Here is a 26,964-nt window from a genome sequence, read left to right as displayed (position 1 = left end):
AGGCCGCAGGAGCGGCTTTTTTTCAAGGTTTATATTACATGATTTGGATGTAAATTCTATACTAACCTAATATGGAGGGACAATTAATGGAAAACTTGATCGTATCAGCCCCTGTCATGGGCATAGTGGCCCTCGCTTTTGCATACATGCTGGCTATGCGAGTGGTAAAAAGCCCTGCAGGAGATGAACGCATGAGGGAAATTTCCGATGCTATCCATGAAGGGGCTATGGCGTTTCTTTTCAGGGAATACAGGACCCTTGCCATATTTGTTATTGTCATGTTTATTGTAATTAGCATATTCATAAACTGGCAGACTGCGGTAAGCTACATAACCGGGACTATAGCCTCGGTGTCGGCAGGCTTCATAGGTATGAATGTTGCTACCAGAGCCAATGTCCGCACAGCCAACGCTGCCAGGGAAGGCCAGAATAAAGCCCTGGCCATAGCCTTTTCCGGAGGAGCGGTAATGGGTATGTCTGTAGTAGGCCTGGGCCTTTTGGGCCTCGGGATACTTTACTTCATATTCGGCAACCCGGCCGACATAAAGAGTTTTGACGTTATAAACGGATTTGCTCTAGGAGCCAGCTCCATAGCCCTTTTTGCCAGGGTGGGAGGCGGCATATACACTAAAGCCGCCGACGTGGGAGCAGATCTGGTGGGCAAGGTGGAGGCTGGAATTCCCGAAGATGACCCCAGAAACCCTGCAGTTATAGCGGACAACGTGGGTGACAATGTGGGCGATGTGGCGGGTATGGGTGCAGACCTCTTCGAATCCTATGTAGGATCCATCGTATCTGGCATGGCCATAGGAGCCGTAGCAGTAAGCACCGTCACCGGCCAGCCTTATGGCATCAAGGGCATAATATTTCCCATGGTAATAGCTGCAGCGGGAATCTTAAGTTCCATTATCGGCACTCTCTTTGTTAAAACCGGTGAAGGGGCAAGCCCCCAGAAAGCCCTGATGAACGGAACCTTTGCCAGCGGCATACTCATAATACTGGCATCCTTCTTTTTGAGCAAATACATTCTGGGAGAACTGGGAGTTTTCTATGCCACAGCTTCAGGAATCATCGTAGGAATCATTATAGGTATGATAACCGAATACTATACATCCTCCGATAACCCTCCGGTCCAGGGTATAGCCAAATCTTCCCAGACAGGCCCCGCCACGAATATTATCTCCGGATTGGCGGTGGGCATGAAGAGTACCGCATGGCCCGTATTGTTTATAGCTTTTGCCATAATCATAGCCTATAAATTTGCAGGCCTTTACGGTATTGCCCTGGCAGCCATAGGTATGCTTTCCACCACCGGGATGACGGTAGCGGTGGACGCCTACGGTCCCATAGCAGACAATGCCGGAGGCATAGCCGAAATGTCAGAACTTGACCCTGAAGTAAGAAAGATCACCGACAAACTCGACTCTGTAGGCAATACCACTGCGGCCATAGGCAAGGGGTTCGCCATAGGTTCTGCGGCTCTAACAGCCCTGGCCCTCTTTTCCGCCTATACCACCGCTGCGGGCTTGAGGGAGGGCATAAACCTCCTGAGGGCCGATGTCATAATGGGCCTCTTAATCGGCGGCATGTTGCCTTACCTCTTTTCGGCCATGACCATGGAAGCCGTCGGTAAGGCGGCCTTCCAGATGATAGAAGAGGTAAGAAGACAGTTTAAGACCATTCCCGGCCTCATGGAAGGCAAAGCCAGGCCCGAATATGCAAAGTGCGTAGATATCAGCACCGCCGCCGCACTAAAAGAAATGATTATACCGGGGCTCATGGCTGTAGCGGCACCTCTGGCGGTGGGTCTGATATTCGGGAGAGAAGCTCTGGGCGGCCTCCTGGCGGGAGCGCTGGTGACCGGCGTCATGATAGCCATTCAGATGGCAAACTCCGGCGGCGCCTGGGACAATGCCAAGAAGTACATCGAATCGGGGAACTACGGAGGCAAGGGCACACCCACCCATGCAGCTGCCGTGGTAGGGGACACCGTAGGAGATCCTTTCAAAGATACCTCCGGACCATCGCTCAACATATTGATAAAGCTAATGACGATCGTGGCGCTGGTGTTTGCACCGCTTTTTATGAGATAGAGATAAAAAAGCTTCTACTTGACAGATAAAGTAGAAGCTTTTTTATTGTAGTTGTTTAAATCCGTATTGTACAAAATGTTTATCAAAAGTAAAGGCTGTATCTATATTTAATCTTTCCATTAATGCAAAAGTTGTTGCGTCAGTATAAGAAAAGGTTTTATCAGTATAGCTTAATAAAATATTTATCGCACGTTTTTCATCTTCTTCCGTTATTCTTTCAATATGCCATATATTATTTTTTATCCAGGCTCTTGCCTTATCGGCTCCGACCCGGATTAAAATCAATGTATAGATTTCTGCTACGATAAAGTTTGTTAATATTGGGATCATTTTATATTTATTCATATTCTTTAAGATATTCATAGCAGACTCATGATAATAACCGGTCTTATTGAAGATTTCATATAAGGCACTGGTATCAACCAATATCTTTCTGCTCATCTTATTCATCCTTTTTATATTCTAAATGCTTCTTTTCTTCCATTACTAAATATTTGTCGTGATTTTCGGCTACATCCGGCTCATCAACCAGGGTACCTGCGAATTTCCATATAGGATCATTATCTCCCAATGGTTCTACCACTGACAGCTTCTTTATCCTGATTTCATCATTTTGTAAATAGACTATTAAAGAATCATCTTTTTTTATATTCAGTTTCTTTCTAATGAGATGTGGAATAGTCATCTGACCCTTACTTGTTACTTTTACAATATTATAATTCACTCTTCTTACCTCCTTACTTATAGTAATAAATTCTTACATAAAATTGTAAAATACATTAAAATAGATGTCAATATTTAAATCAAAATTTAACGGCTGTTGCATTAATCAGAAACATATGTTACAATTGTTCTTGATAAACATATGTTGCACAGGAGGTTTATTATGTTATGTCAGAAAAAATTTCTTGGCTTCTACTCATCTATAAAGTCCCGTCGGAGCCCTCAACCCTCCGGGTGAAGGCCTGGAGAAAGCTGAAAGAGGTGGGGGCATTATATTTGCAGCAGTCGGTAGCCGTTTACCCGGGCATAAACAACCTCGAGAATGAAATCCGCATCCTGACAAGAGATATAAAGGAATCCGGGGGAGAAGCTCTTCTGCTTCAAGTGGCGGCCCTTTCCAGTGAAGATGAAAATTATCTTATCTCAAAATTCAACGAGCAGAGGGACCTGGAGTATGAGGAACTCATGGACAAATGCAATGACTTTTTCTCCGAGATAGAAAAGGAAACGGCAAAACAAAACTTTACTTTTGCGGAGCTGGAAGAAAACGATGAGGAGATTGACAAGCTGTCCCGGTGGTTTTCAAAGATAAAGGAAAGGGATTTTTTCGGTTCGGAGAAGAGGCAAAAAGCCGAGGAAATGATGGCGAAATGCCGGCAGTATCTCTTAGAATTTGCAGAAAAAATATACAAAAAAGAGGGGACGATCTGATTGTTTAACATCATTATACTGGGTCTTACCAGTCTTTTAACCGATATCAGCACCGAGATGGTGTATCCTCTGCTCCCTGTTTTTTTGACCACCAAACTGGGAGCCACACCTTTGATTGTGGGTACTATTGAAGGTATAGCCGAAAGCCTGGCCAGCCTTTTGAAGGTTTTTTCCGGGTATTTTTCCGATAAAATGGAAAGGCGGAAACCCTTTGCTATAATGGGATACAGCTTTTCCACCATAGGAAAGGTGCTGCTGTACCTGGCCACATCCTGGCCCTTCGTGCTGGCGGGCAGGGTGGCGGACCGCTTAGGGAAGGGAGTGCGGACCGCGCCGCGGGATGCGCTCATTGCCGAGTCGGCGCCCCCCGATGCCAGGGGCAGGGCTTTCGGACTGCACAGGGCCATGGATACCCTGGGGGCAGCCATAGGTGTTGTACTGGCCTATTATTTTCTGACCAGACACCCCGACAATTACTACAGCGTGTTCCTTTATTCCCTGATTCCGGCAGTGCTGGGTGTGGCGGCACTCTTTCTGGTAAAAGAAAAGGTCACTCAGGTTAAAAATGCATCCAAAAAATTATCACTGAACTGGAACGATCTGGATAAACGATTGAAATCCTTTTTAATTCTGATGTTTATTTTTACCCTTGGAAATTCATCCAACCAATTCCTGCTTTTGAAAGCCCAGAATGTGGGTTTTGATGCAAAGACTGTACTGCTTCTATACCTTTTGTATAATGTAATATACGATATATTTTCCTATCCTGCGGGATTGATATCGGACCGCATTGGCAGGAAGAAAATGTTGGTGGCGGGCTATCTCGTTTACGGCCTGGTATACTTCGGATTTGGCCTGGCCCGGACACCTGCCGCCATCTGGGTTTTATTCGGAGTCTACGGGCTTTACATAGCCTTCACCGAAGGCGTGGAAAAGGCCTTTGTAACAGACATAGCGCCGGAAAACTTGAGGGGGACATTAATAGGCCTGCACGCCACTCTGGTGGGTATAGGCCTTCTGCCCGCTTCTATCCTGGCCGGGGCTTTATGGAACATGTTCGGGGCTGCTGCGCCCTTTTACTTCGGAGGGTTTATGGGGATTCTGGCAGCCATCGGCATATGGATTTTAATCTAACAATACCTCAGCCGTTCGCCAGGGGACAGCACTGCGCATTCCGTAAAGGAATGATGATATACGGTCACTGATATATAAGGTTATTTAAAATTATAGTTATTATCATTCCGATAATTACGGTCAGAAACATATTTTTGGTTTTGTATGCTATGGGAAATGTAAGCAGTGACGTTATAAAAAGGGGATTTGACATCCCTATATTGATTTCGTGCCCTGTCACCAGCACGCTGGGGAAAAACAGGGCCGATAACACCGCAGCAGGGATGTAGTTCAGGAACCTTATCAAAAGCTCTGGCAATTGCTTCCGGGAGAGCACTGTGGCCGGCATCATGCGGGGTAGGTATGTCACTATTCCCATGCCGACAATAAGATAAACATAACTCAATTTCATTTTTCAAGAAACACCCCCAGTGCAGCAGCGATGATGGTGGCAAGAATTACGTTCCAGTTGCCCGGAATAGTGAAAATGAAAAACATGGACAATGCACCGGCCGCCAGAGCCACGGCGATGGTTTTCATATCCTTCAACTGCATGCATAAAAGTGCAAGGAACATGCCCGGCAGGGCGAAGTCAAAACCCAGGGCTTTTGTATCCGGTATGAGGCTTCCAAAAGCCGAGCCCAGTATGGTGCTCAGCACCCAGCTCAAATATGAAGTTATGTAAAGCCCCAGAAAGTAAGTATGGGTTAAACTTTTTTCTTTAACATCGGTGATGCTTACGGCAAAACTTTCATCGGTGATATAAAAGGAAATCAGCGGGATCAGCTTTTTGTTTACTTCCCGGAAATAAGGGCTCAGGGAAGCGCTGAACAGAATATGCCTTAAGTTTACCAACAGCGTGGTAATAATAATGGGGAGTGGGCTTATGCCCGCTCCCAGCATATTTACGGCTATAAATTGGGCCGAACCGGCATAGACCAGAATAGACATGACTCCGGTTTCGAATGGAGAAAGGCCGTTGCCCGACGCCAGCACCCCCAGGGCAAATCCCACGGGAATATAACCCATCACTATAGGCATCGCGCGTTTAATGCCAAATGCGAGTTGATTTTTTTCAGTGGATGTCATGACGGTTCCTCTTATATATGTTAATTTAATAAAAATATAACAAAAACCATTGACACAAGTCAATATATTTTTATTAATACCAGAGTAGAACTCCTGCAAAGGCGCAACCGATTTTATCCACCATGTGCTCGGCAGAACAGATTCTTACATCGGCCAGAGGCTTGTTTCTAATTTTGAAGGCATTCACCACCATCTGCCTTATCCTGCTTTCGGCAGTGAACCTGTCAAATTCCCCGGAAAGCTCCATTATGACGCCGTAATCACCGTCTTCCGGGATTCCTACCGCCACCGCAGCAGATATGGTGGCCCCGGGCCTGCTGTTCACGATGGAACCATAGGCTACGGGTACCAGATTCCCCGGGGGTATAACCAGAGTTTCATCATATACCGCACCTGGAGGTAAAATACTGCTAACCCGGAGGAGATTGAGGTTTCCGGCTCCGGCCGAAAGCAGCGCGCCATCGAAGGCATTGAGTTCAGTAGCCCCTTCCGAACTACCCGCCACCATCCTGTATTTTGTTGGCATTGGCAGCATAAAAAAACCCCTCTCATTTGATTTTTCAAAATATAATATGAGAGGAGGAGCAGGATACGTTACATTTTTTTAATTGTATTCAGGAGTATGTTTGGGAGTATCTTTATTAAAGTAGCGGTTTATACCTGCCGCTATGGCCTTTGCTATCTTTTCCTGGTAAGAAGGGTCCTGAAGTTTCTGACGGTCCGAGGGATTGGATATAAACCCCATTTCCACCAGCACCGCAGGCATGGGGGATTCCCGCAATATAAACAGGTCCTGGGGTAGTGCTTCCCGGAAATTTTCAGGTTCCAGGGCTTTTAATTCCTCCTGAATCAGCAGAGCCAGCAGCTTGCTTTCGGGTTTTTGAGGATTGTAAAAACACTGGGCTCCAAAGCAGGACGAATCGGGATACTGGTTCACATGTATGCTCACAAACATGTCCGCTTTGTTTGAAACTGCCACATCGATTCTGCGCTTGAGTTCTTTGTGGTTTGCCATCTGTTCCTGGGTCTCATGGTCCCGGGTGAGAACCACATTGAATTTTTGCTGCATCAGGATTTCTTTTAGTTTCAAAGAAACTGCAAGATTAATTGGGCTTTCGGCCACACCGCTGTCCCGGTGAACCACCCCTCGGTCAATGGTTCCATGCCCCGGGTCTACGGCCACGGTTCTGTCGGCAATAAATAATTTCAATACGGGAATGTTTCTGGTAATAAATATGTTATAAGTCAAACCCAGAAGCACCACCAGAAAAATTAGCGCCGGCAATTTTGGATTGAGGACTTTTTTGCCCCAGTTTTTTTGCAGGATGGAAAACTTTCTTAACAGGTTTTTCATAAATCACACCACCCGACTTTCTTATGAATTTATACGCGCTTTAACACCACTATGGGCGTTTGCTGGTCATCATTTCCAAGAGGATTGTTTTTTAGGATTTCAATAAACTCCTTTTCTTTTACTTTTCCGGAGATGGCCAGGATGTCAACACATTTTATATCATTAATATCCGCAATAACGGTGGTTATACCGGTTTTTTTGAATATCTTATCCGTAATTTCCTTTGGATTTTTAGGCCCCGGCACAATGTAGCGGTCGTAAGGCGGAAGGGTTCCCGCTATGTCATCGATCTTGGCCAGGTCTCTACCGGCAACCCTGTAAAAGTCGCCTTTACGGCCCACCATTTTTCCCAGGGCGGCCGCTAGAGCTCCAAGGATTATACGAAATGTCCCCACCTCATTTATGGCCAGCTGCATGGCTTCAGGGGTGCCGAGACTCCCGTCCTTGTTGGGGAATTTGGACAGGAAACGCGCCAGGAGACCGCTTTTCATGGAACTGGATAAAACCGCCCTTCCCTGGGCTATAGCCACGGGACTTTCGGCTATGACTATGATGTCTCCGGATTCAGCCACGGGAGAAGTGTATTTTAAAACAACCTCCACAATGTCATCCTTTTCGGTAATTATATGGGTTCTGATGGGTACAGGCACCCATTTCACGGCTGATAAAACCATTTTTACCCCTTCCCTCCATTTACATTTTTATTCAACCATCCCGGTTTTTAGAATTAGGTGTTTGTCCGTCACCGTTTTAAAGGTTCCGGAATAATATAAATATGATACGAAATTAAAACAGGGGGGTTCGGTATGAAACGCGGCCTGACAAATGTATATGTAAAGACCGATGCCGATTTTTCCACAATGATAATGGAATCCACCATGCCGCTTTCCCATGCTCTGAGGAGGTCTGCCCGCAATGTTTATGAGTTCTCTCTGGATGGGGGACTAATAATGGCGCCGGATACCATAAACATTTATGACGGTCTGATAAACACGGTTAAGGTTGCGGAACAGAATGGAGGCACACTGGTTTCCGTAGCGCTCCAATATCCGTCATCATACCGCTTAAAACAAATCCGGGGCATTCCGGATAGGCTTGAGATATGTTTTGACAGAGCATATATAAAGAATGTAATGAGGGATAAATTAGTAATAATCGACTCGGGTCATGGTGGGGGCGACATCGGCCGCAGGGGCTATATAAACCTCCTGGAAAAAAATGTAGTGATGCATATCTCAGGCTTCATGAAGTCAAAAATTATCAATACAGGAGCCAGGGCTGTATTGACAAGAGAAAAAGACATATCCATGGGTTTAAAAGACAGGCTGGAAGTTGCAGGTTTACTGGAAGCTGATCTGTGGATAAGCATTCATACCCGCTGGGACCGGGTCAAAAACAGCTGTGGAGCCGCAGCGCTGTATCATTCCAAACCGGGAGAACTTCTTTGCAGGTTTATTCTTGAAGAACTTGGCAAAAAATTGAAACTGGAAAGTAAAGGTGTACATGAAGAAAGCTTTTCTAAAGGTTTCGATGCCATCGGAACAACGGCCAACATACCCTTTGTCACCATTGAAGTTTGCACTATATCAAACCCTGTCGAAGAAGGCTGGCTCCGGAGCCCGGTTTTTAAAGAAAGAACGGCCCAGGCTATAACTAATGGCATTGTAAGATATTATGATAGTAACCGGCACGAAAGAGACAAAAATATTTTCAGATAAGCCTTTACATAGCTTGTAAAATATGCCAGAAAAGCATAAAATAAGTCAGGAGATAAATTATATAAAAACAGGAGGCACAGCATGCCATTTAAAGAACAGCTCATAGAATTCATGAAACAGGAAGCCTACAAGCCCATGACAGAAAATGAACTGGCCCAGGCCCTGAATGTTCACGCCGGGGAGCTTGACCTTTTACTTAAAGCCTTGAATTATATGGAAAAGGAAGGCCTTGTGGTAAAAACCCGCCGGGGCCGCTACGGTATCCCGGAAAAAATGAACCTGGTAGTGGGGATGATCGAAGGCCATCCTAAAGGTTATGCCTTTTTAATCCCTGAAAATCAGGATATAGATGATATCTATATAAGCCGCGAAGATTTGAACGGTGCCCTGCACGGCGACAAAGTCGTAGTCCGTCCCAAGCTGCCCGCAAGACATGAGGGTAAAACCGAAGGTGAAGTGATAAGAATTCTGAAGAGGGCCAGCAAAAAGGTCGTGGGTACCATTGAAAGGGACAGGTATTTTTCCTTTGTAACACCCGATGACAAGAGGTTTTATTATGACATATTTGTCCCCAAAGATCAGACCATGGGAGCAAAGTCCGGCCAGAAGGTGGTTGTGAAGATAACCCGGTGGCCTGAAAAAAGGCGCAACCCCGAGGGTGAAGTCATAGAAGTGCTGGGGTATGAAGGGGAAAAAGGCATCGATATACTTTCCATCATTAAAAAATATGATCTTCCCCTGGAATTTCCGAAAAAGGTCTTAAATCAACTGGAAGATATACCCGATGAGGTGAGGCAGGAAGACCTTGAAGGCAGGGAGGATTTCAGAGATAAGAAAATAGTGACGATAGACGGAGAGGACGCTAAAGACTTAGATGATGCCGTCGGTGTGGAGCGGATACAGGGCGGATACCGGCTGGGAGTTCACATAGCCGATGTTAGCTACTATGTCAGGGAAAAAAGCCCCCTGGATATCGAAGCCATGAAGAGGGGCACCAGCGTCTATCTTGTGGACAGAGTAATCCCCATGCTGCCCCCCAAGCTTTCTAACGGCATCTGCAGCTTAAATCCGCGGAACGACCGCCTTACAATGAGCGTCATCATAGATTTCGACAAAGATGCAAAAGTAAAGAGCTACCGTATAACCCCCGGTATCATAAAAACCTGTGAGAGAATGACTTACACCGAAGTCACGAAAATCCTGGAAGAAAATGACCCTGACACCATGAAGCGCTATGAATATCTGGTGGAAGATTTCAGGCTCATGGAAGAGCTGGCCAAAAAACTTACGGCAAAGCGGTTTTCCAGGGGAAGCATAGATTTTAACATTGAAGAAGCCAAAGTTATACTGGATGACAGCGGCAACCCCGTGGATGTGGTAAAAGAGGAAAGACGGACTGCCAATCACATCATCGAGGAATTCATGCTGGCTGCCAATGAAGTCATAGCGGAGCACATGTACTGGCTCAAGACCCCCTTTGTCTACAGGGTCCACGAGGTGCCCGACGAGGAGAAGATGTTCTCTCTTAGGGAATTTCTGTATAACCTGGGCTATACCATTAAGGGCATAAAAAATATAAAGCCCAAGGCCCTTCAGGAGATCTTGGAAAAGGTCAAAGGTCGTTCCGAAGAGCGCGTGGTGAATACGGTGCTTTTAAGGTCATTGAAAAGGGCCCGCTACAGCGAAGAAAACCTGGGCCACTTCGGTCTTGCCGCCCATTTTTATACCCACTTTACCTCCCCCATCAGGCGCTATCCCGATCTCATGATACACAGGATCATCCGGGAGCACCTGGAGGGAAGATTGGATGCCAAAAGACAGGAAAAATTGAGTAAAATAGTGGCCAGGGTGGCAAAAATCTCTTCGGAGCGGGAACGTATAGCCGATGAAGCCGAGCGGGAGAGCAATGACCTCAAGATTGCCGAGTATATGGCAAGGCGCATTGGGAATATATATGACGGCATTGTTTCCGGTGTTACCCCCTTTGGCATATTTGTGGAACTGGAAAACACCGTGGAAGGCCTGGTGCATGTGAGCAACCTGGAGGATGATTTTTACCACTTTGACGAGGAGAGTATCACTCTGCGGGGCGAGCGCACAGGCAGGGTATTTCGCATCGGAGATGCGGTCAGGGTCAGAGTCTCAAAGGTGAATGTGGTTGAAAGACAGATAGATTTTGAACTGGTAAATAATCGGGGTCAGGCTTGAATTATTCACTTTTGTCAGATGTCACAGGCAATTTTTTGCCTCTGTTATTTCTGGTTTATGAAGGTATGATATCACATTTTATTATGGTCCATATGCCATGGGCCATGGGTGCTGGCATCTGCCGGAGTTTTAAAAGGGAAGAACCTTACGCGTGTTATCGCCATAAAGGATGACGTAGAAAATGCCGGAGGGAAATATCTGGACATGGAAGTCGTTGTGGATGGTAATCTGATCACTTCCAGACGACCATCGGATTTGCCTGCATTTATGAAAGCCGTTATCAAAGCCATGGAAAAAAAGTAAGAACCAGAAAGCAAAAGTAAACCCGGATTTGCTTTTTTAAAAATGCGGGTTTATTCTGCAAACGCCTGTACATTAGCGCAACATGATTTAATGGAATAAAAATGAAACGAAGAGGATGAATATGACGAAAAAAATAAAATTTCTATTTTTTCTTATGTTAATAACTGTGCTTTCCATTATTTTTCCCCTTGTTGCTTTTTATTCAGGTGACGACCTTATAATGGATATGGCAGGATATTACATAAAAAATGGCGATATGTCCCAGGCCATGACCTATTATGACAGGCTGGAAGCATTTTTTCCGCAAAGTCCGAGGATTTTTGAGGAGCGGTTTTACAGAGCTGGACTCTTGATCCAAAAGGATTCCTATCCAGGACGCATGGTTTTCCGTTTTTCCGGCATCACGGATAAAATACAAAAACCAGGAATGGCATCATTTCTGGATAGCCGTGCGGTGATGGAGCCGGATTCCTCCGAAAATATTCAGAGCGCGCTGGATACTTTAAATCAACTTTCAAAAGACCTATCCGAAGGTGGCAAAAAAGGCTGGATCGAGCGTTATATACCATGGCTTGAGGCAAAATGCTTCTATGAACTGGGGGATTCCGATCGTGCGGCCAGAATTCTGGAAGGCATTGACTTCGACAATCCAGAAGCATCATGGCCTCTTACCATATGGTTAAGGATCCTGCTTGATAGGGGAAAGTACGATGATGTCCGGAAAATGGTCGACGAATATGCAAATAAATCCAGGCAGCCGGGACAGGGAATGATGGCGGAGCTGTATGATCTAAAAGGAGATGCATTTTTAGCCGAGGGACTAACGGATGAAGCCATGGCCTGCTATGAAAAGGCAAAGAGTTTTATTCCCGCACAGTTTTCATGGTTGAAGGAACAAAAATTCATGAAGATTGTAAGGGCGGAGCTCTCGCAGGAAAATCTTGAGAAGGGATTGGACGAAAAAATAGCACAGGTTATGAGAATAAAGACTCCTTCCAATCAGCACGGCGGCGAAGGCGTTTTTGGCCGCATTACCGAAGACGGCAGGCCTGTGGTAGGCCAGAAGATACTCATAGCAGACCCGGGAGATGATATAAATTTTTCCGGACGGTATCCCACCGTTGAATCCTGTTACAGTGATATAGGCGGTAACTTTTATTTTCCCCATACACCGAAAAACCCGGTTTTCGGCATCGGACTCCCGGTAGAAAAAGCCCGGGATTCAAGCCTTTCGGTTAAAAAGAGCAAGTCCGCGGAAAACTCCTTTTATGAACTGTCCATTGTTCCCGTGATCAATGCAGGCGCCGAAGTGAACGATGCCGGCAGGGGAAACCAGGTAAGCCTTTTCTGGGATGCGGTTCCGGGGGCGAAGAGATACGATATATTCCTCATCCCTCCGGAAAAGAAGCCGGAAAAAATATTCGTATCTTCTGTAAATGAAGTGGAAGTAAAGGAAAAGGCCCTTAAAATCTACTGGCAGATTCCGCAGGAGGAGCTCCTGGCATTAAAGCCCAATCCATCACCTTTTGAAGATATAAAGCCGTATAACATATTGGGCCCCCTGTATCCCGGTGCGGGAAGCTTTATATATATAAAAGCTTACAATGGCGATGGCAATTTGCTTTCAGATAGCATGGGATTTTCGACATGGGATCGGATATTATCAAAAAGTTCCAATGAAGGCTCGCCGGCAGGTCCATATGTTTTTTGCAAAAATATGGACGAAGGAGATACCTTTGTTATGAAAGGGCTGTTTCTTCACGCTGCCGAAAGATACGAGCAGGAGATCGCAAAGCGTCCCGATAATAAAGAAACCCTGGAGAAAATGGCGAGGCTTTACCTCTGGGCTCCGGGAGTGAAAGATACCGGAAAAGCCGCTGAATTCCTGAAAATGTTGAGGAAAAGAGATGATTTAAGGTATAAAAGGCTCTCGGCGGAACTGCTTTTCCAGCAGGGCAATGTAAAAGGAGCTGAAGGTCTTTTCGAAGCTTTGATGGAAAGGGGAGAACTGGATCCGGCGGGATATCATATACTGGCCGGAATCTATCTGCAAGCAGGGGATTATGACGGCAGTATCGACAGTTACAGGAAGGTCTTTGAAATGAGCAAAGAAAAACTGATGGACTACTCCCCCATAACAGCCGCTTGCATGAAAGGGGATTTTGAACAGGCTTACGCCCTTGCAGATGAAATCGTATTCGATGGGCAGCGGTTCTTTGATGTTCTAACTAAAGCCCGGTCTAAAAAATATTCACCGGATGTAATGGCCGATTTCAAAAAAATGCTGGCATATCTGATTGTACCACCCTCGAGAGACGCCGAAGCGGCATTTGAAATAGCTTATAAAGATTTCACAAAAAAATATCCCCGGTATCAGGAGCTTTCGGATACGGCTTTCAAACTAGGATTTAATAGATTCAAATGAAAAGGCGGCTGTAGCAGAAGTTGCGTATATGCGAGCAGATGTTGTAAATCTTTTGCGGCGGCATAAAATCTATGATATAATTAATGGGAAATCTTTTAAACAAGAACCCATCGCACATATTCGGCAACTGGTGAACAGCCCTATGCTGCTTTAATGGCGATGGCGGAAGAATGAAAGATTTTTTGACAGTCAATATAAGCGGAGGTATGGCAGTGGAGAAAAAGTCCAGGGATCTGGTGACAAATAGGAAAGCCCGGCATGATTATCATATATTGGAAACTTACGAGGCGGGTATTGCTCTTTCCGGGACCGAAGTAAAATCTCTGAGGGCGGGGAAGGGCAACCTGAAGGATAGCTACGCCGGGGTGGAAAAGGGAGAGCTGCTTCTTTACAACATGCACATCAGCCCTTACGAAAAGGGCAATATCTTCAATAAAGACCCTTTGCGCACCAGAAAGCTCCTCATGCACCGGCGGGAAATAAACCGCCTCTTCGGCCTTGTGAAGGAAAAAGGTGTAACTTTGATTCCGCTGAGGGTCTACCTTAACGAGCGGGGTCTTGTGAAGGTGGAACTGGCTGTGGCAAAAGGAAAAACCCTTTACGACCGCCGGGAAGACATAAAGCGGAAAGATGCCGAGCGCGAGATGGAAAAAGCATTTAAAGAATACAATATGAGGTAGATTGTAACCATCGTCTTTTTATAAAAGCTGATCTACACCGCTTCTTTAAGAGTGGAACAGGTGGCGGAGAGATCTCTATACTAAAATTGCTTCAGAGGGGGTAAAACCCGCTGGAGCATTGATTCTATATATAAATATCAATAATTTTCAGGAAGGGATTTATATGCCGACCTTTGATTTTAAATGCGACAGTTGTGGTCTTCAGTTCAGCGAGTTTGTTTCTATCAAAGATAAAGACAAAGTCCGCTGTCCCGAGTGCGGCGGAAGAGCCAGCCAACGTTTTACGGGGTTTATGTATATAAGCAGGGGCGGATCGACTTCCTCCGGCACCGGGAGTTGCAGCGGCGGCAGCTGCAGCACCTGCAGCGGATGCCACTAAAAATCTTGACTTCCCAAAAAAAATATGCTAATATATTCTTTGCATGAAACAAAAAAGAGTTGCGGGATTGTGTAACGGTAGCACGCATGACTCTGGATCATGTTGTCTAGGTTCGAATCCTAGTCCCGCAGCCATTTTTATACGGCCATATCGTCTAGGGGTTCAGGACGCCGCCCTCTCACGGCGGTAACGGGGGTTCGAATCCCCCTATGGCTACCAAAGAAATAAAACCGTTTTATAACGGTTTTTTTTTATACTCGGAAGGTTTTCACTAAAAAACGGCGACGGCATAGCTTATCGCTAATTTTAGCTATCTCCCGGAGAAGACTTAGTTTTTACATCAGACCGGAACAAAGCATTAAAAACCGAAAAAACCCAGCCACGGAATGCATGTAGGGTTGAGAAATAATTATGTTGTAATTATGACGGAATTATATTATAATAATGTCATAGTAATCCTGAAGGAGTTGATTTAATGCCACAAATTAGACCTATAACGGATTTAAGAAATACAAATGAAATTTCGGAAATATGCCATCAAAAACAAGAACCTATTTTCATTACTAAAAATGGGTATGGAGATTTAGTGATTATGAGCATTGAAACATATGAAAAACATTTTGCACTTGCTGATGTTTATAAGAAGTTAAATGAAGCGGAAATGCAAGTTACAAACGGTGTTCCTCTTTTAAATGGAGAACAAGTCTTTAAAAGACTGAGAGACAAATATGTCAAATAACTACAAATTAAAGTTTACGCCTGTAGCTTACAACGATTTGGAGCAGATATATCAATATATTGCAGGTAACCTATTGGCAGAACAGGCTGCAAATAATTTGATCGATAAAATAGAAGAGCGGATTACGCGACTTAAAAGTTTCCCTTATTCAGGCAGCTATGTAGGTGATGATATTCTTAAAAGTAAAGGTTACCGTAAACTCATATTAAATAATTATATTGTATTCTATTTGGTTGATGAACAAGAAAAACAAGTGGTAATTATGCGTATTCTCTACGGAGCATCACAATACGAGAATCTGTTGTAGAAAAAGAAAGCTGTTTTGACTGCCTAATAACAACTTCAACGGCTAGCTTACATCGATTGTAGCTATCATCTGATATATACAGGTAGATCTGGTCGCCCCATAACCACTTCAACTGCAGCGCTTACATCAATTGTAACGATCATCTTTCCCGATCCTCCCGGACTAAAGGTACCGGATCAAGAATGTTTTCGTGATATTTATACCTGGCTTCCTGAATTATATGGTCAAAAAGTTGTTTATGGCGTTTTTTATTTTGCAATTTGCATGATAATTTACATGAATCGGCAGGAAAAATATAGAGCCGGAAATCTCATTATATCTAAATTACCGGCCCTGACGAGGTAAGATACAAGAACCGACTCCAAGTCTATATCTCATGCATGTCTATTATTTCCATTTTCGATTCAAAATCTCTGGAGTAAACATTTCCATCCAGATATTCTATCTCCCCGACCTGGTTGTCGTAAGGGTCGGATCGCAGGAATGTCTTTTTCGGCGTAAATTCCTGTTGGAAATCGGAGTTGGCGGGCATCCTGAAGGGGTCAATGTTTCCGAAGTAAAAATCCCGCCGCATATCAGAACCTGTTCTTATGGCACCGCCGCCGAAGGACGGATCGCAGTACAGCCAGCCGTAAGGCTCCACATAAAATTGGGCCCAGTCGTGACAACCGATAAAATACGGGTCGACATAAAGGCCCGACTGCCACTTTGCCGGGACACCACAGATCCTGCAGAGGGTGATAAAAAGCAGGGCCTGGACGCCGCAATCGCCCTTGAGATTCAGGGCTGCGTACTCGGGAATGTTCAGTATGGTGGAATACGATCTAACAAAAGAATATTTTACGTTTTGAGTGATATAATCATAAATCATCCTGGCCTTTTTCAGGGGATTTTTTTCATTTCCTACAATATTGGCTGCCAGATTTTTAAGGTAGGGCGTAAATACGATGTGTGGGGCAAGTTCAGCGGTATAAAAATCGGGCTGAAGAGCTTTAACTTCATTATAATCAAGTGCTGTATATCGAACATGATTTTCATAGGAATATTCCACCGTGAAAACATCATCGCCTTTGAGTTTTTCCTCAAAATATATGGTTCTGGCCGGATGATATTCCGGGGATATGAATACGGGTTTATGGGATGTAGCCAGTATCTTTATATTTTTTATGCCTTTTTCGGCTGCCGGGATAGGAAGATAAACCCTGGCTGTTTCTCCTATCCTTTCGGCTTCTTTTTTCAGCTTTATTCCGGTTTTTACATGTATGTGGTAACTTTTCTGACCCTGTTCAATGATACTTCTAACGGCAGTATCCAGGATATGCAATTCTTTATCGGAGCTTTCATCGGAATTTACCATCCGGTTCTTTATTTCGGGCAGAGTCTTTTTAATATTTTCGAGAAATCTCCTGTGAAACATCAACTTGCCATTCACAAAAGCCCAGTCGGCATATCCATCGTCTTTTAACGACTCAAGCTCTTCTCGGGTAAAATCCTTTATCTGTGATGATGCAAGCTTGAAGGCGTCTTCGAAAGGGTATATGTATTCGCCCTCCAGCCTTTTTAGCCTTTCTTTCTCAAAAAGCAACCTATCCCTCAACATATCGCCTATATTTTTTTTGAGCTTTAAATCAATCAGTTTCCGGGCGGTTTCAAAATCGCCGAAAATTACGAGATTCTGAATGTCCTCCGGTAGGTTTACGGTTAAGAAATCGAGATTAATCAGTTTAATCACCTTCTCTAATTAAAATATAACTATAAAATTCTACATAAACAGATTTTTTCCTTTCAATATGTTATAATATATAAAACCGGAAGCTTGTATATAGAACAAAACAGAAGCAGCTTTCGCGAAAATATAAAAGAATGGCAGGGAATAGGAAATGATACAAACTAAATTTGAAGAGATGGATATATCGAGGGAAATACAAAAAGCAATTGACGAAATGGGATTTGAGGAAGCTACTCCAATCCAGGCTCAAGCCATACCCCATATTTTTAAGGGGGAAGATGTCATAGGACAAGCCCAGACCGGCACGGGTAAAACGGCAGCCTTTGGGATCCCTCTGCTGGACAAGATAGACTCGGGAAATAAAGGGGTGCAGGCGGTTATCCTGTCCCCCACCAGGGAGCTGGCCATTCAGGTGGCGGAAGAATTAAAAGAGCTCTCTAAATACAAGCAAGGGATTGATATCTTGCCTATTTATGGGGGGCAGCCCATAGAAAGGCAGATTAAGGCTTTGAAGAAAGGCGTTCAGGTGATCATCGGGACTCCTGGTCGGGTCATGGATCACATGAGGCGACGCACGTTAAAATTGTCTCAGGTTAAGATGGTAGTTCTGGATGAGGCCGATGAGATGCTGGACATGGGCTTCAGAGAAGATATTGAGAAGATTTTGCAGGATATTCCCCAGGATCGTCAAACCCTGATGTTTTCTGCCACTATGCCCAAGCCAATTTTGGAGTTGACAGAGAAATATCAGAGAAACCCCAAGTTTATCAAAGTGGTTCACAAGGAACTGACAGTCCCAAACATTGAACAGTATTATCTAGAGGTCAAGGAAAAATCGAAATTGGAAGTCTTATCCCGCCTCATAGATTTTTACAATCCGAATCTTTCCCTGATTTTTTGCAATACCAAGAAGCGGGTGGATGAACTTTTGATGCAGCTTCAAGCTAGGGGCTACTCAGCAGAAGGGCTTCATGGAGACATGTCCCAATCCCAAAGGGATAGGGTCATGGAAAAGTTCCGGAGTGGCTCCATAGATATACTTGTAGCTACTGATGTGGCTGCTAGAGGTCTTGACGTAAGTGATGTGGATGCAGTGTTTAATTACGATGTACCTCAAAATGAAGAGTATTATGTGCACAGAATAGGGAGGACAGGCCGGGCCGGAAGGCCGGGAAAGGCTTTTAGTTTAGTGGTGGGAAGGGATATATATAAGTTGAAGGACATTCAAAAATACACCAGGACTAAAATAGTTCGAAAGGATGTACCTTCCCAGTCCGACGTAGAGGAAACCAGGACAAATTCATTGCTGGAAAAACTAAAGGAAGTCGTAGATGAAGGTGGTTTGGGGAAATATACCCAATTGATAGAGAAATTGATAGAGGAAGATTACACTTCTATGGATCTGGCCGCTGCCCTCCTTAAGATGGTACTTGTCAAAGAGCAGGAAGACGGTAGGGAAGAAGGGTTTGAAAATATCGAAGGTGCCCCGGAAATGGTGAGGCTTTTTATAAATATAGGGCGGAGTCAAAAGATAAGGCCGGGAGATATTGTTGGTGCCATTGCCGGGGAAACAGGCATGCCCGGTAAATTGATCGGGACCATCGATATATACGATAAATTTACTTTTGTAGAAGTGCCTAAAGAATATGCGCAAGATGTGCTGTCTATAATGAAGAACAATCAGATAAAGGGCAAGAAAATCAACATAGAACCCGCCCGTTAAGTGGTAGGAGGCGGACAAGGGACGGGGGACTGTCACAAGGAGAAAAAGAGCAAGGCTTGAATAATTCAGGGTTCTGATGAAACAAGGATATATGATCCCGGAAACGGGACATGAAAAATGCGGGGAGCCATATGTGGCTTCCCGCTTCGTGTATATATAACTTATGCTTTTCCGTTACATCCCAATACATTTTTAATCTTGTGCCGCACCATTTCTTTTATGGCATCCCGGCCTGCGCCCAGGTATTTTCTGGGGTCAAATTCCGATGGGTTTTCCGCCAGATATTTTCTTACCGATGCGGTCATGGCCAGGCGAAGGTCAGTATCTATGTTTATCTTGCAAACGCCCATCCCGGCGGCTTTCTTGAGCATTTCTTCGGGCACGCCCTTAGCACCAGGGATGCTGCCGCCGTATTTGTTGCAGGACTCCACGAATTCGGGGAGCACCGTGGAAGCTCCGTGGAGTACCAGGGGAAATCCGGGAAGCATCTTTGTTATTTTTTCCAGGCGTTCAAAATCAAGTTTCGGCTCGCCCTTGAATTTATAGGCCCCGTGGCTGGTGCCAATGGCCACCGCCAGCGAGTCTACGCCGGTCCTTTCCACAAATTCCACGGCCTGGTCGGGGTCGGTAAACGTGGCTTCCCTTTCGGTAACCTTGACGTTGTCCTCGATACCGGCCAGTTTTCCGAGCTCTGCCTCCACCACCACGCCTCTTTCATGGGCGTATTCCACAACCTGTTTGGTAATGGCTATATTTTCCTCGAAGGGGTGTTTGGAACCGTCGATCATGACCGAGGTGAAGCCGTCGTCCACACAGGCCTTGCAGATTTCGAAGTTTTCGCCATGATCAAGATGAAGCACTATAGGCAGGCCCGTATCTTCGATGGCCGCTTCCACCAGTTTTCTGAGGTACACGGGCTTGGCATATTTCCTCGCCCCTGCCGATACCTGCAGGATCAGGGGAGCATTTTCCTCTTTTCCTGCCTCTACAATTCCCTGGATGATTTCCATATTGTTGACATTGAAGGCACCTACGGCGTATCCGCCTTCATAGGCTTTCTGGAACATTTCCTTTGATGTAACCAGCGGCATGATGAACCCTCCCAATTTTTATTTAACATACCATTCACAAGTATATTACAAAAATATTAAAAATAAAAGACGCAAGTAAAAAAAGAAACTCCTCGTCGGGTCTAATTTACTGAATGCTTGATAAAAAAGATGAGAATATGGAAAGCCCTGTCTTGAACATCTTACTGTCGTTGCCGAAACCTATTCGAAGATATCCCGACATCTCAAAGCATTCTCCGGGGACCATCAGTAGGCCTTCCTTTTCAAAGAGCTTTTTACACAGTTCTTCGGTAGACATGGGGATGTTCTTGACTCGGGGGAAAGTGAGCACTCCTGCTTTAGGGGTGACATAGTCAAAGAAACTCTCATGTTCTTGGAACCATTTTAAAAGCGTTTCAAGATTTTGCCGGGCGATGCCCAGGTTTCTTTCCATGACCTTGTCGATGTTTTTTAAGGCGAAGGTGGCAAGGAAATCGTTGATAGGGGAGTTGCTTATAGAGGTATAGTCCTTCCAGCACCAGCAACGGTTTATGAGCTCATCAGGAGCCGCAATCCATCCCAGGCGAAGTCCCGAAAGTCCGTAGGCCTTGGACATGCTTCCTACACTTATGGCTTTTTTACTCAGAGACCGCCCGTAGGGTGGCACCACGCCGGGCTCCAGGGCAAAATCGTGATAAACTTCATCGCACAGCACCCAGAAATCCCGCTCTTCAGCCCAGGAAAGAATGGTTCTGAGCTGTTCTTCGGAGATAACTGCACCGGTGGGGTTATGGGGAATATTTAGCACTATCATTTTTGTCTTATCATCAATGAGGGATTTAAGTTCCTCGATATCCGGTTCGTATCCCCGGTCTATGTTCATGTTCCAGTATTTGATGCGGGCTCCTCGGGCCTCGGCGGTGGAATAAAGCGCCTGGTATGCCGGAAACTGGACTATGACCGTGTCGCCGGACTCCACCAGGGAGTTTGTGACCAGAAAATCCGCCTCTATGGCTCCGGTGGTGATGAGAATGTTTTCGGGTCCGGTGTCAGCGTAAAAGCTAGAGATTACTTCTCTTAAAGACTGGCTGCCGGTGGTGGGATTGTAGCTGATCTTTACCCGAAGGAGTTCATCCAGTACCTCGAATTTCTTTCCCAGGGACAGAAGTTCATCCAGGGTGAAGGCCTTGGCATCGGTTTCGGCCAGATTGTAAAAAGCCCCGTGCTCGTAGGCGTTCATCCATCTTTCCACTCCGAAGGTCTTTATGTTCATCTATATCAGCCCCTCTAAAAGATTGTATGCAGGTTTTTAGAAAAACATGGACTCATATTTTAATACATTATAAGTCAAAATTCATAATTACACAAGAATAATTTTCCCCAAAAAATTTCAACTTTAAAAAATCAATTGTTAGCGTAAAATTTTCATAGGTCAAAAAGCAGGAAAAAGTCGTCGTACGTAGAAAAAAGACCTCACCATCCTCTATAAGGATGAGCATAAAACTCAAGAAAGGTGAGGTCTATATTAATATTGTTCAACATGTATATGAAAAATTCCTTCTAGCTGGAGAGAAAATAATAGAAACTTTAGATGGTAAAACCTATCCCGTATTTTCCTTGACTTAAATGACTTACACATTTTAAGGTCCTATAGAATCTTTAAATATTGGAATTTTTTCAGAAGTTCTCATGGGTAATTCGCTCATGATGAATTTTATTTTATTGTCAAATTTAAGTACTACGTGTTGCAAATATAGTATAAAAGCCATAGAATAACGAAAAACGTAAAACTTTAGGATAGCGTAACTCGACTATAGTTATAAAATATTTTATAATTAATTATGTAAAAACAAATTATGTCGTAAAATTAAATTTTAGACTGAACCACAGGGCTTTCCGCCGCTGACAATACTGTCCCAAAGAATGGTGGAAGGAATAAATTCTTTCCCACTCATGGCTCTGCCGCTGTTTATCTGATCCGGAGAAATAATGGCATATGGCAGCAGCCCAGATTGATGAGGCTTGCAAATATGATACTGGAAAGGATTCCGGGAGGATTGGGAGGAGCCGCGGCTGTGAGCTGCGGATTTTTGGGGCAATATCTGGTTCCGGTGTAGCGACCACCGCGGCCATAGGTGGAGTAATGGGGCCCGAAATGGTGAAAAAAGGATACGGGAAAGGGTTTACGGCATCGATATTGGTAGGAGCCGGCGCATTGGGCATAGTCATTCTGCCCAGCCTTTCCATGGTGGTTTACGGTACTTCGGGCAGCGTTTCGATAGGCGATTTGTTCCTGGCAGGAATAATACCAGGTATTTTGACTGTAGCATTTTTAGTAATACTTGCTGTCATCATCGGAAAGAAGAGAGGATATCGTGGGGCGGAAGGTCGTTTAACGGCTGGCGATCGAGTTAAAATTTTCATCGATGCACTATTGCCGCTTTTCATGCCTGTCATAATTCTTGGCGGAGTGCTTTCAGGAGTTATAACTCCCACTGAGTCGGCGGTAATAGCCGTGGTATATGCTTTTATACTGGCTATGTTCGTATATAAAGAGTTAAAATTAAAGGATATAGTAAACATATGTACAAGTAGCGCCATCTCCAGCGCCATAATTCTTTTCATTATGTCTACGGCTGCACCTTTCGGCTGGATTATGGCCACCCAGAATATTCCCGAACTAATTGCTAATGTCCTTTTGTCAATAAGCAGGAATCCTACTGTGATTTATCTGCTCATTATTTTACTGTTGCTTTTCCTTGGGACATTCATGGAGACCAATTCTACGATAATATTATTGACACCCATTCTTTTGCCTTTAGTGACAAGTTTGGGTATGGATCTAATTCATTTTGGTATATCAATGATACTAAATTTGGCGATAGGGGGAGCCACGCCACCGCTTGCGGTGTGCCTATTTACCTCAACTAGAATACTAAAAATTAGAGTAGAAGACACTTTCCCCGATATACTTTATGTTTGCGGTACGATGGTGCTGGCGTTGCTATTAGTAGTGCTTATTCCACAATTATCTTTGTTCCTGCCCAGTGTGCTGAAATAACGGAGGCGTAAATTTATGAAGAAGCTTTTTAGACAACTAAAGGATTCAGGCAAAAAATTTACCGGCATGTTTGTTCAATCTACTAGTGAAGAGATGGTCGAAACCATTGGTTACGCGGATTTTTGAGTTTGTCATTATAGATACAGAACACGGGCCGTTTGGACCGGAGACTGATGTTAAGCTGGTTAGAGCCGCTGATGCCGCAGATATGGTGTCAGTGATAAGAGTGCCGGAAAATACAGAAATTGCTGTGACAAAAGCATTGGATACGGGGACATCTGGCATTGTTGTGCCTGGAATATCAAATGTCCAAGATGCTCGAAAAGCCGTAAAATATGCCAAGTATGCTCCGATAGGTTCGAGAGGAGCCTGCCCATGTGTGAGAGCCAACAGGTATGGGGTAGGTGATTCGACTTATTATAGAAGAGCAAACGAGGATACGTCGGTGATTTTGCTTATAGAAGGGAAAGAAGGACTTCAATCTTTTGAAGAAATTTTGAATGTTGAATATGTTGATGCCATTCTTCTGGGACCTGTGGATTTGTCACATTCCCTGGGGGTTCCCGGAGATATTTACAATCCCAAAGTAGTAAATGCATTGAGCAACATGATGAAAAAGGCTAAAAACAAAGATATATGTGTTGGTATATTTAGCGTAGATACGGAAAGGGCTAAAGAATGTCTGAAATTAGGAGCAGATTATGTAGTTTACAACACGGATACCATGCTTTTTTATGAAGCGTGCCGGTGAGCGAGAGAATCTATAGGTTTTAATTTATAATTGAAGGTGGTATTTGTGAACAGAAAAATAGAACTTCACTATGGCCCAGAACTTGTAAGTTTTGAACTTCCTGAAGAAAAAATATCTTGGGTGGCCTCGCCAAAGCGACTGGATCCCATTAAAGATTTTGATGCTGAGGTAAAAAATGCCATCAGAAACCCAGTAGGATGCCCCAATCTTGGGGATATCATAAAGCAAAACGGCAAAAACACAGTGATAATCGTCGATGATTTTACCAGAGCGACTCCGGTTAGCAAAATCCTCCCGATACTGTTGAGTGAATTAAATGAAGCGGGAGTGCAGGACGCAGATATAACAATACTTATTGGCCTGGGTACGCATAGAGCTATGACTGAAGAAGAATGCCGCGAAAGAATCGGCAAGGAAATTTATGAAAGGGTAAAGGTGGTAAATCACGCCTGTAATGATACGGATCAGCTTGTATATATAGGTGATACACCGTCAGGAATTCCAATCAGGGTCAATAAGCTTTATTATGAAAGCGATGTCAGTATAGCCATAGGAAATGTTATTCCTCATATATATGCAGGCTGGAGCGCTGGAGCCAAGCTCGTACAACCGGGAGTATCAGGTCCTGATACAACGGCAAGAACCCATTTGGTTGCTGCAAGAAACATAACACAGATACTCGGCAATCTCGAAAATCCTGTTAGAAAAGAAATGGAAGATATAGCAAGGCAAACCGGATTAAAAATGATCATAAACACGGTCATGAATACTGATGGAACGGTTGTTAGGGTAATTGCCGGAGATGTGGTCAAGGCGCACAGGGAATGTGTAAAAGTAGCGGAAAAGATATATGCAATAGATGTACCTACCAGACCGGATTTGGTTGTTTGCAGTTCCTATCCGGCTTACCAGGACTTGTGGCAGAGCGTAAAGCCCATGACCGTCGCTGCGATGATGGTAAAACAACAGGGAGTAGTAATCTTGCTTTCCCCAGCTCCTGAAGGTGATTGCCCTGGGCATCCTGATTTTGTAGGTTTAGGTGTAAGGTCTGTAGAAGAAGTGTATGAAATGGTAAACAGGGGCGAAATTGAAGACGAAGTGTCTGCCACGGTTAACATGACCGTTGCTGCAGTTAGAGAAATGGCAAAGATAATCGTAGTTACAGAACAGCAAAATAAGGTTTACGTGGAGAACTTAGGCTTAAAATATGCCGGCGATATTCAAGAGGCATTAAGCTTGGCTAGCAATATGGATCCAAATATAAATTCCATAGGTATAATAACACATGGAGCCGATTTAGCAAAAAAATTTTAAGTCCTGCGGTAAAATGTCAAGTCCCTAAAAGTAATGAAATGGAAATTTTTTAGCCTATTTTTTGTAAAAAAGGCAACACTAATCTAACCTAGTTTTACCATCCAAAAACTGGAAATAGCTGAAGGATATTTAGGAGGTGTTTACCTACCTATTCACCTTCCTTCTAGGCGTGTAAACTTGCTCATTGCGTAGCAGCGCATCGCTCAAACGCACAAGTTTTCTTGCGTTTAAGACGAGGGTTCTTTTATGCTGATGTTTAGAAACTTCACGATACTTTTTCAAATAGTAATCATGAAATTCAGGTTCTACTCTCTTAACCGACTTGGCAGCCTCAACAAGGTAAAAGCGCAGATAGTGATTACAAGAGCGAATCATTTTTGTTTCTTCTGCTTCAAACTTTCCGGACTGACGATTAGTCCAGACAAGACCCGCATACTTAGCAATAGACTTGGCTCTTAAAGCGGTTAATATCACCGATTTCGGCCAGTATGCTTGAACAAAAGACAGGGCCAATGCCGGGAATGGTTTGTAAAGTATTTGGTATACCATCCAGGAGCTTTTCAATAGCCTTATCTAATTGTTTTATCTGTGCAGAGAGGGTGCGGATACATTCAATAGAAGTGGCCAGGAGAATATCAACGGAATCTTCCACACACTTTGATAGCCTGTAAGAAGATCTGGCGGCCTTTTGAATACATTTAGCCACCCCTTCAGGGTCGGGGAAACGATTCTTCACTTTTTCTCTGAGGAAATCCGCAAAGAACTGCAGTATCCATAGAATTGATCTCTTCAAGGCTGTATTGTTCAAGGAAAAGCTCCATCATGGCATTGCCAAAAGCAGAACTTTCAAACTCGGACTTAAAGGCATTACACTTTAGAAATAGATTCTGCAAAAAATACTGTTTCTCACGGGTCACATTATGCACCAGGCGGTAACGCATTCTAGTCAACCTCTGAAGGGCAAGGAGCTGTTCCTGCATAATGACAGTATATGGGATACGCCCAAAGCACAAGCGATCGGCAATAACCCAGGCATCGATATCATCAGTCTTATCAAGATAAAGGTAAGCCTCCTTAAACTTGTTAACAAGCGTAGCGTTAATAACATAAACCTTTATCTGATACTTGCGCAGGGCCTCATCCTCGTTTAAAAACATAGCAGGATGAAAACTATAAACGGAAGTAGACTCCATCCCAATGTGGATTTCCTGACAAGAATGCTTGTCCGCTAATGAAATAACCTGATCCCGTAGAAAACTAGCACCAGTGGGATTGTTCTGGACAGTAAACTTTTTAAGACTGTTACCATCACAATCCATAATGCATACTTTTCTAAGCTTCTTCTAAAAAATAATTTGTGAAAAAAATAATTTTTATCTTTTGTTTTTTTGCAGGAAAAGTCATTTTTATGTCGAATATTATAAATAGTGGTAAGACCAGTGAACCATTAGAACAATGAATATTAATAAAAATGGTCTTATCAAAAAATTTTTAG

General features: G+C 44.1%; 24 protein-coding genes, 2 tRNA genes and 2 pseudogenes. 17 read left to right on the top strand and 11 right to left on the bottom strand.

Going from position 1 to position 26,964, the window contains the following annotated elements:
• Nucleotides 1-86: 86 nt before the first annotated feature.
• On the top strand, nucleotides 87-2,093 hold the full coding sequence (locus tag D2962_RS12090; RefSeq protein WP_120765655.1) for a sodium-translocating pyrophosphatase: 2,007 nt from the start codon (nucleotides 87-89) through the stop codon (nucleotides 2,091-2,093).
• Between the two features lie 42 nt (nucleotides 2,094-2,135).
• Here the strand turns inward: D2962_RS12090 and D2962_RS12085 are convergent, their stop codons facing one another.
• Together D2962_RS12085 and D2962_RS12080 are read right to left on the bottom strand one after the other, a co-directional pair.
• Nucleotides 2,136-2,534, bottom strand: a complete 399-nt coding sequence (locus D2962_RS12085) for a type II toxin-antitoxin system VapC family toxin (RefSeq protein WP_122015110.1) — start codon at nucleotides 2,532-2,534, stop codon at nucleotides 2,136-2,138.
• A gap of 1 nt (nucleotide 2,535) precedes the next feature.
• Nucleotides 2,536-2,817 carry an AbrB/MazE/SpoVT family DNA-binding domain-containing protein gene (locus D2962_RS12080; protein ID WP_120765664.1) on the bottom strand — a complete coding sequence of 94 codons (282 nt, stop codon included), beginning with the start codon at nucleotides 2,815-2,817 and terminating at the stop codon, nucleotides 2,536-2,538.
• Nucleotides 2,818-2,984: 167 nt separating this feature from the next.
• Between D2962_RS12080 and D2962_RS12075 the strand changes: the two genes are divergently transcribed.
• Both D2962_RS12075 and D2962_RS12070 read left to right on the top strand, forming a co-directional pair.
• Nucleotides 2,985-3,527 (top strand): Chromate resistance protein ChrB, encoded by a 543-nt coding sequence (locus D2962_RS12075; RefSeq protein ID WP_122015109.1) that lies wholly within the window; start codon nucleotides 2,985-2,987, stop codon nucleotides 3,525-3,527.
• A complete protein-coding gene (locus D2962_RS12070) occupies nucleotides 3,528-4,661 on the top strand; it encodes an MFS transporter (protein WP_122015108.1) in 1,134 nt (377 codons plus the stop codon).
• A gap of 64 nt (nucleotides 4,662-4,725) precedes the next feature.
• On the opposite strand, the gene D2962_RS12065 is transcribed toward D2962_RS12070, so the two are convergent.
• The 5 genes from D2962_RS12065 to D2962_RS12045 all read right to left on the bottom strand — a co-directional run bounded on the left by D2962_RS12065 (nucleotide 4,726) and on the right by D2962_RS12045 (nucleotide 7,757).
• On the bottom strand, nucleotides 4,726-5,052 hold the full coding sequence (locus D2962_RS12065; protein WP_120765667.1) for an AzlD domain-containing protein: 327 nt from the start codon (nucleotides 5,050-5,052) through the stop codon (nucleotides 4,726-4,728).
• Nucleotides 5,049-5,729 carry an AzlC family ABC transporter permease gene (locus D2962_RS12060; RefSeq protein WP_122015107.1) on the bottom strand — a complete coding sequence of 227 codons (681 nt, stop codon included), beginning with the start codon at nucleotides 5,727-5,729 and terminating at the stop codon, nucleotides 5,049-5,051. Before D2962_RS12060 ends, D2962_RS12065 begins: the two co-directional genes overlap by 4 nt.
• Nucleotides 5,730-5,802: 73 nt before the next feature.
• A complete protein-coding gene (locus D2962_RS12055; protein ID WP_122015106.1) occupies nucleotides 5,803-6,264 on the bottom strand; it encodes a pyruvoyl-dependent arginine decarboxylase in 462 nt (153 codons plus the stop codon).
• A 69-nt stretch (nucleotides 6,265-6,333) separates the two neighbouring features.
• A complete protein-coding gene (locus D2962_RS12050; RefSeq protein WP_120765670.1) occupies nucleotides 6,334-7,083 on the bottom strand; it encodes an N-acetylmuramoyl-L-alanine amidase family protein in 750 nt (249 codons plus the stop codon).
• A gap of 29 nt (nucleotides 7,084-7,112) precedes the next feature.
• A complete protein-coding gene (locus D2962_RS12045) occupies nucleotides 7,113-7,757 on the bottom strand; it encodes a coenzyme F420-0:L-glutamate ligase (RefSeq protein WP_120765671.1) in 645 nt (214 codons plus the stop codon).
• Between the two features lie 132 nt (nucleotides 7,758-7,889).
• Here D2962_RS12045 and D2962_RS12040 point away from each other — a divergent pair, with 132 nt between their 5' ends.
• From D2962_RS12040 to D2962_RS11995, 10 genes and pseudogenes are all read left to right on the top strand, one after another.
• Complete coding sequence (locus D2962_RS12040) at nucleotides 7,890-8,801, top strand: N-acetylmuramoyl-L-alanine amidase family protein (RefSeq protein ID WP_122015105.1); 912 nt, start codon at nucleotides 7,890-7,892, stop codon at nucleotides 8,799-8,801.
• Between the two features lie 81 nt (nucleotides 8,802-8,882).
• Nucleotides 8,883-11,009 carry a ribonuclease R gene (rnr, locus tag D2962_RS12035; protein ID WP_122015104.1) on the top strand — a complete coding sequence of 709 codons (2,127 nt, stop codon included), beginning with the start codon at nucleotides 8,883-8,885 and terminating at the stop codon, nucleotides 11,007-11,009.
• A gap of 87 nt (nucleotides 11,010-11,096) precedes the next feature.
• Nucleotides 11,097-11,312 (top strand): annotated as a pseudogene (locus D2962_RS12030) (DJ-1/PfpI family protein); the annotation flags it as partial.
• Between the two features lie 121 nt (nucleotides 11,313-11,433).
• Nucleotides 11,434-13,737, top strand: coding sequence for a tetratricopeptide repeat protein (locus tag D2962_RS12025; RefSeq protein ID WP_162991207.1), 2,304 nt, complete (start codon nucleotides 11,434-11,436; stop codon nucleotides 13,735-13,737).
• Between the two features lie 206 nt (nucleotides 13,738-13,943).
• Entirely contained in the window at nucleotides 13,944-14,417 is a 474-nt protein-coding gene (smpB, locus tag D2962_RS12020; protein ID WP_120765772.1) for an SsrA-binding protein SmpB, read from the top strand.
• 163 nt (nucleotides 14,418-14,580) lie between these two features.
• Nucleotides 14,581-14,796 carry an FmdB family zinc ribbon protein gene (locus tag D2962_RS12015; protein WP_122015785.1) on the top strand — a complete coding sequence of 72 codons (216 nt, stop codon included), beginning with the start codon at nucleotides 14,581-14,583 and terminating at the stop codon, nucleotides 14,794-14,796.
• Between the two features lie 60 nt (nucleotides 14,797-14,856).
• Nucleotides 14,857-14,930 (top strand) — tRNA-Gln (locus tag D2962_RS12010).
• Between the two features lie 9 nt (nucleotides 14,931-14,939).
• Nucleotides 14,940-15,015 (top strand) — tRNA-Glu (locus tag D2962_RS12005).
• Between the two features lie 256 nt (nucleotides 15,016-15,271).
• On the top strand, nucleotides 15,272-15,535 hold the full coding sequence (locus D2962_RS12000) for a type II toxin-antitoxin system prevent-host-death family antitoxin (protein ID WP_120765676.1): 264 nt from the start codon (nucleotides 15,272-15,274) through the stop codon (nucleotides 15,533-15,535).
• Nucleotides 15,525-15,842 (top strand): type II toxin-antitoxin system RelE/ParE family toxin, encoded by a 318-nt coding sequence (locus tag D2962_RS11995; protein WP_120765677.1) that lies wholly within the window; start codon nucleotides 15,525-15,527, stop codon nucleotides 15,840-15,842. The genes D2962_RS12000 and D2962_RS11995 overlap by 11 nt, the downstream gene beginning before the upstream one ends.
• 367 nt (nucleotides 15,843-16,209) lie before the next feature.
• On the opposite strand, the gene D2962_RS11990 is transcribed toward D2962_RS11995, so the two are convergent.
• Nucleotides 16,210-17,574, bottom strand: a complete 1,365-nt coding sequence (locus D2962_RS11990) for a transglutaminase family protein (protein WP_120765678.1) — start codon at nucleotides 17,572-17,574, stop codon at nucleotides 16,210-16,212.
• Nucleotides 17,575-17,722: 148 nt separating this feature from the next.
• Here D2962_RS11990 and D2962_RS11985 point away from each other — a divergent pair, with 148 nt between their 5' ends.
• Nucleotides 17,723-19,294 (top strand): DEAD/DEAH box helicase, encoded by a 1,572-nt coding sequence (locus D2962_RS11985; protein WP_122015102.1) that lies wholly within the window; start codon nucleotides 17,723-17,725, stop codon nucleotides 19,292-19,294.
• Between the two features lie 161 nt (nucleotides 19,295-19,455).
• On the opposite strand, the gene fba is transcribed toward D2962_RS11985, so the two are convergent.
• Nucleotides 19,456-20,385 carry a class II fructose-1,6-bisphosphate aldolase gene (gene fba / locus D2962_RS11980; RefSeq protein ID WP_120765680.1) on the bottom strand — a complete coding sequence of 310 codons (930 nt, stop codon included), beginning with the start codon at nucleotides 20,383-20,385 and terminating at the stop codon, nucleotides 19,456-19,458.
• Nucleotides 20,386-20,491: 106 nt separating this feature from the next.
• Entirely contained in the window at nucleotides 20,492-21,616 is a 1,125-nt protein-coding gene (locus D2962_RS11975) for an aminotransferase class I/II-fold pyridoxal phosphate-dependent enzyme (RefSeq protein ID WP_122015101.1), read from the bottom strand.
• A 723-nt stretch (nucleotides 21,617-22,339) separates the two neighbouring features.
• Between D2962_RS11975 and D2962_RS11970 the strand changes: the two genes are divergently transcribed.
• From D2962_RS11970 to D2962_RS11960, 3 genes are all read left to right on the top strand, one after another.
• Nucleotides 22,340-23,404, top strand: coding sequence for a TRAP transporter large permease (locus tag D2962_RS11970; protein WP_122015100.1), 1,065 nt, complete (start codon nucleotides 22,340-22,342; stop codon nucleotides 23,402-23,404).
• Between the two features lie 106 nt (nucleotides 23,405-23,510).
• A complete protein-coding gene (locus tag D2962_RS11965) occupies nucleotides 23,511-24,155 on the top strand; it encodes an HpcH/HpaI aldolase family protein (RefSeq protein WP_162991206.1) in 645 nt (214 codons plus the stop codon).
• Nucleotides 24,156-24,200: 45 nt separating this feature from the next.
• Nucleotides 24,201-25,469: a nickel-dependent lactate racemase family protein gene (locus tag D2962_RS11960; RefSeq protein WP_162991205.1), complete on the top strand. Its 1,269-nt coding sequence runs from the start codon at nucleotides 24,201-24,203 to the stop codon at nucleotides 25,467-25,469.
• Nucleotides 25,470-25,613: 144 nt separating this feature from the next.
• On the opposite strand, the pseudogene D2962_RS11955 reads toward D2962_RS11960, so the two are convergent.
• A pseudogene (locus D2962_RS11955) lies at nucleotides 25,614-26,788 on the bottom strand (IS110 family RNA-guided transposase).
• Nucleotides 26,789-26,964: the final 176 nt, after the last annotated feature.

It is taken from the genome of Biomaibacter acetigenes, from assembly GCF_003691585.1.
Taxonomy (GTDB): Bacteria; Bacillota; Thermosediminibacteria; order Thermosediminibacterales; family Tepidanaerobacteraceae; genus Biomaibacter; species Biomaibacter acetigenes.
The sequence above is the reverse complement of the archived record's forward strand: the minus strand, read 5'-3'. Positions and strand labels throughout refer to the sequence as shown.

Bases quoted from the DNA above. Each gene is read 5' to 3' on its own strand.
- D2962_RS12090 (WP_120765655.1), top strand. From the start codon at position 87: ATGGAAAACTTGATCGTATCAGCCCCTGTCATGGGCATAGTGGCCCTC.
- D2962_RS12085 (WP_122015110.1), bottom strand. From the start codon at position 2,534: ATGAGCAGAAAGATATTGGTTGATACCAGTGCCTTATATGAAATCTTC.
- D2962_RS12075 (WP_122015109.1), top strand. From the start codon at position 2,985: ATGTCAGAAAAAATTTCTTGGCTTCTACTCATCTATAAAGTCCCGTCG.
- D2962_RS12065 (WP_120765667.1), bottom strand. From the start codon at position 5,052: ATGAAATTGAGTTATGTTTATCTTATTGTCGGCATGGGAATAGTGACA.
- D2962_RS12060 (WP_122015107.1), bottom strand. From the start codon at position 5,729: ATGACATCCACTGAAAAAAATCAACTCGCATTTGGCATTAAACGCGCG.
- D2962_RS12055 (WP_122015106.1), bottom strand. From the start codon at position 6,264: ATGCTGCCAATGCCAACAAAATACAGGATGGTGGCGGGTAGTTCGGAA.
- D2962_RS12050 (WP_120765670.1), bottom strand. From the start codon at position 7,083: ATGAAAAACCTGTTAAGAAAGTTTTCCATCCTGCAAAAAAACTGGGGC.
- D2962_RS12045 (WP_120765671.1), bottom strand. From the start codon at position 7,757: ATGGTTTTATCAGCCGTGAAATGGGTGCCTGTACCCATCAGAACCCAT.
- D2962_RS12040 (WP_122015105.1), top strand. From the start codon at position 7,890: ATGAAACGCGGCCTGACAAATGTATATGTAAAGACCGATGCCGATTTT.
- rnr (WP_122015104.1), top strand. From the start codon at position 8,883: ATGCCATTTAAAGAACAGCTCATAGAATTCATGAAACAGGAAGCCTAC.
- D2962_RS12025 (WP_162991207.1), top strand. From the start codon at position 11,434: ATGACGAAAAAAATAAAATTTCTATTTTTTCTTATGTTAATAACTGTG.
- smpB (WP_120765772.1), top strand. From the start codon at position 13,944: ATGGCAGTGGAGAAAAAGTCCAGGGATCTGGTGACAAATAGGAAAGCC.
- D2962_RS12015 (WP_122015785.1), top strand. From the start codon at position 14,581: ATGCCGACCTTTGATTTTAAATGCGACAGTTGTGGTCTTCAGTTCAGC.
- D2962_RS12000 (WP_120765676.1), top strand. From the start codon at position 15,272: ATGCCACAAATTAGACCTATAACGGATTTAAGAAATACAAATGAAATT.
- D2962_RS11995 (WP_120765677.1), top strand. From the start codon at position 15,525: ATGTCAAATAACTACAAATTAAAGTTTACGCCTGTAGCTTACAACGAT.
- D2962_RS11985 (WP_122015102.1), top strand. From the start codon at position 17,723: ATGATACAAACTAAATTTGAAGAGATGGATATATCGAGGGAAATACAA.
- fba (WP_120765680.1), bottom strand. From the start codon at position 20,385: ATGCCGCTGGTTACATCAAAGGAAATGTTCCAGAAAGCCTATGAAGGC.
- D2962_RS11975 (WP_122015101.1), bottom strand. From the start codon at position 21,616: ATGAACATAAAGACCTTCGGAGTGGAAAGATGGATGAACGCCTACGAG.
- D2962_RS11970 (WP_122015100.1), top strand. From the start codon at position 22,340: ATGGCAGCAGCCCAGATTGATGAGGCTTGCAAATATGATACTGGAAAG.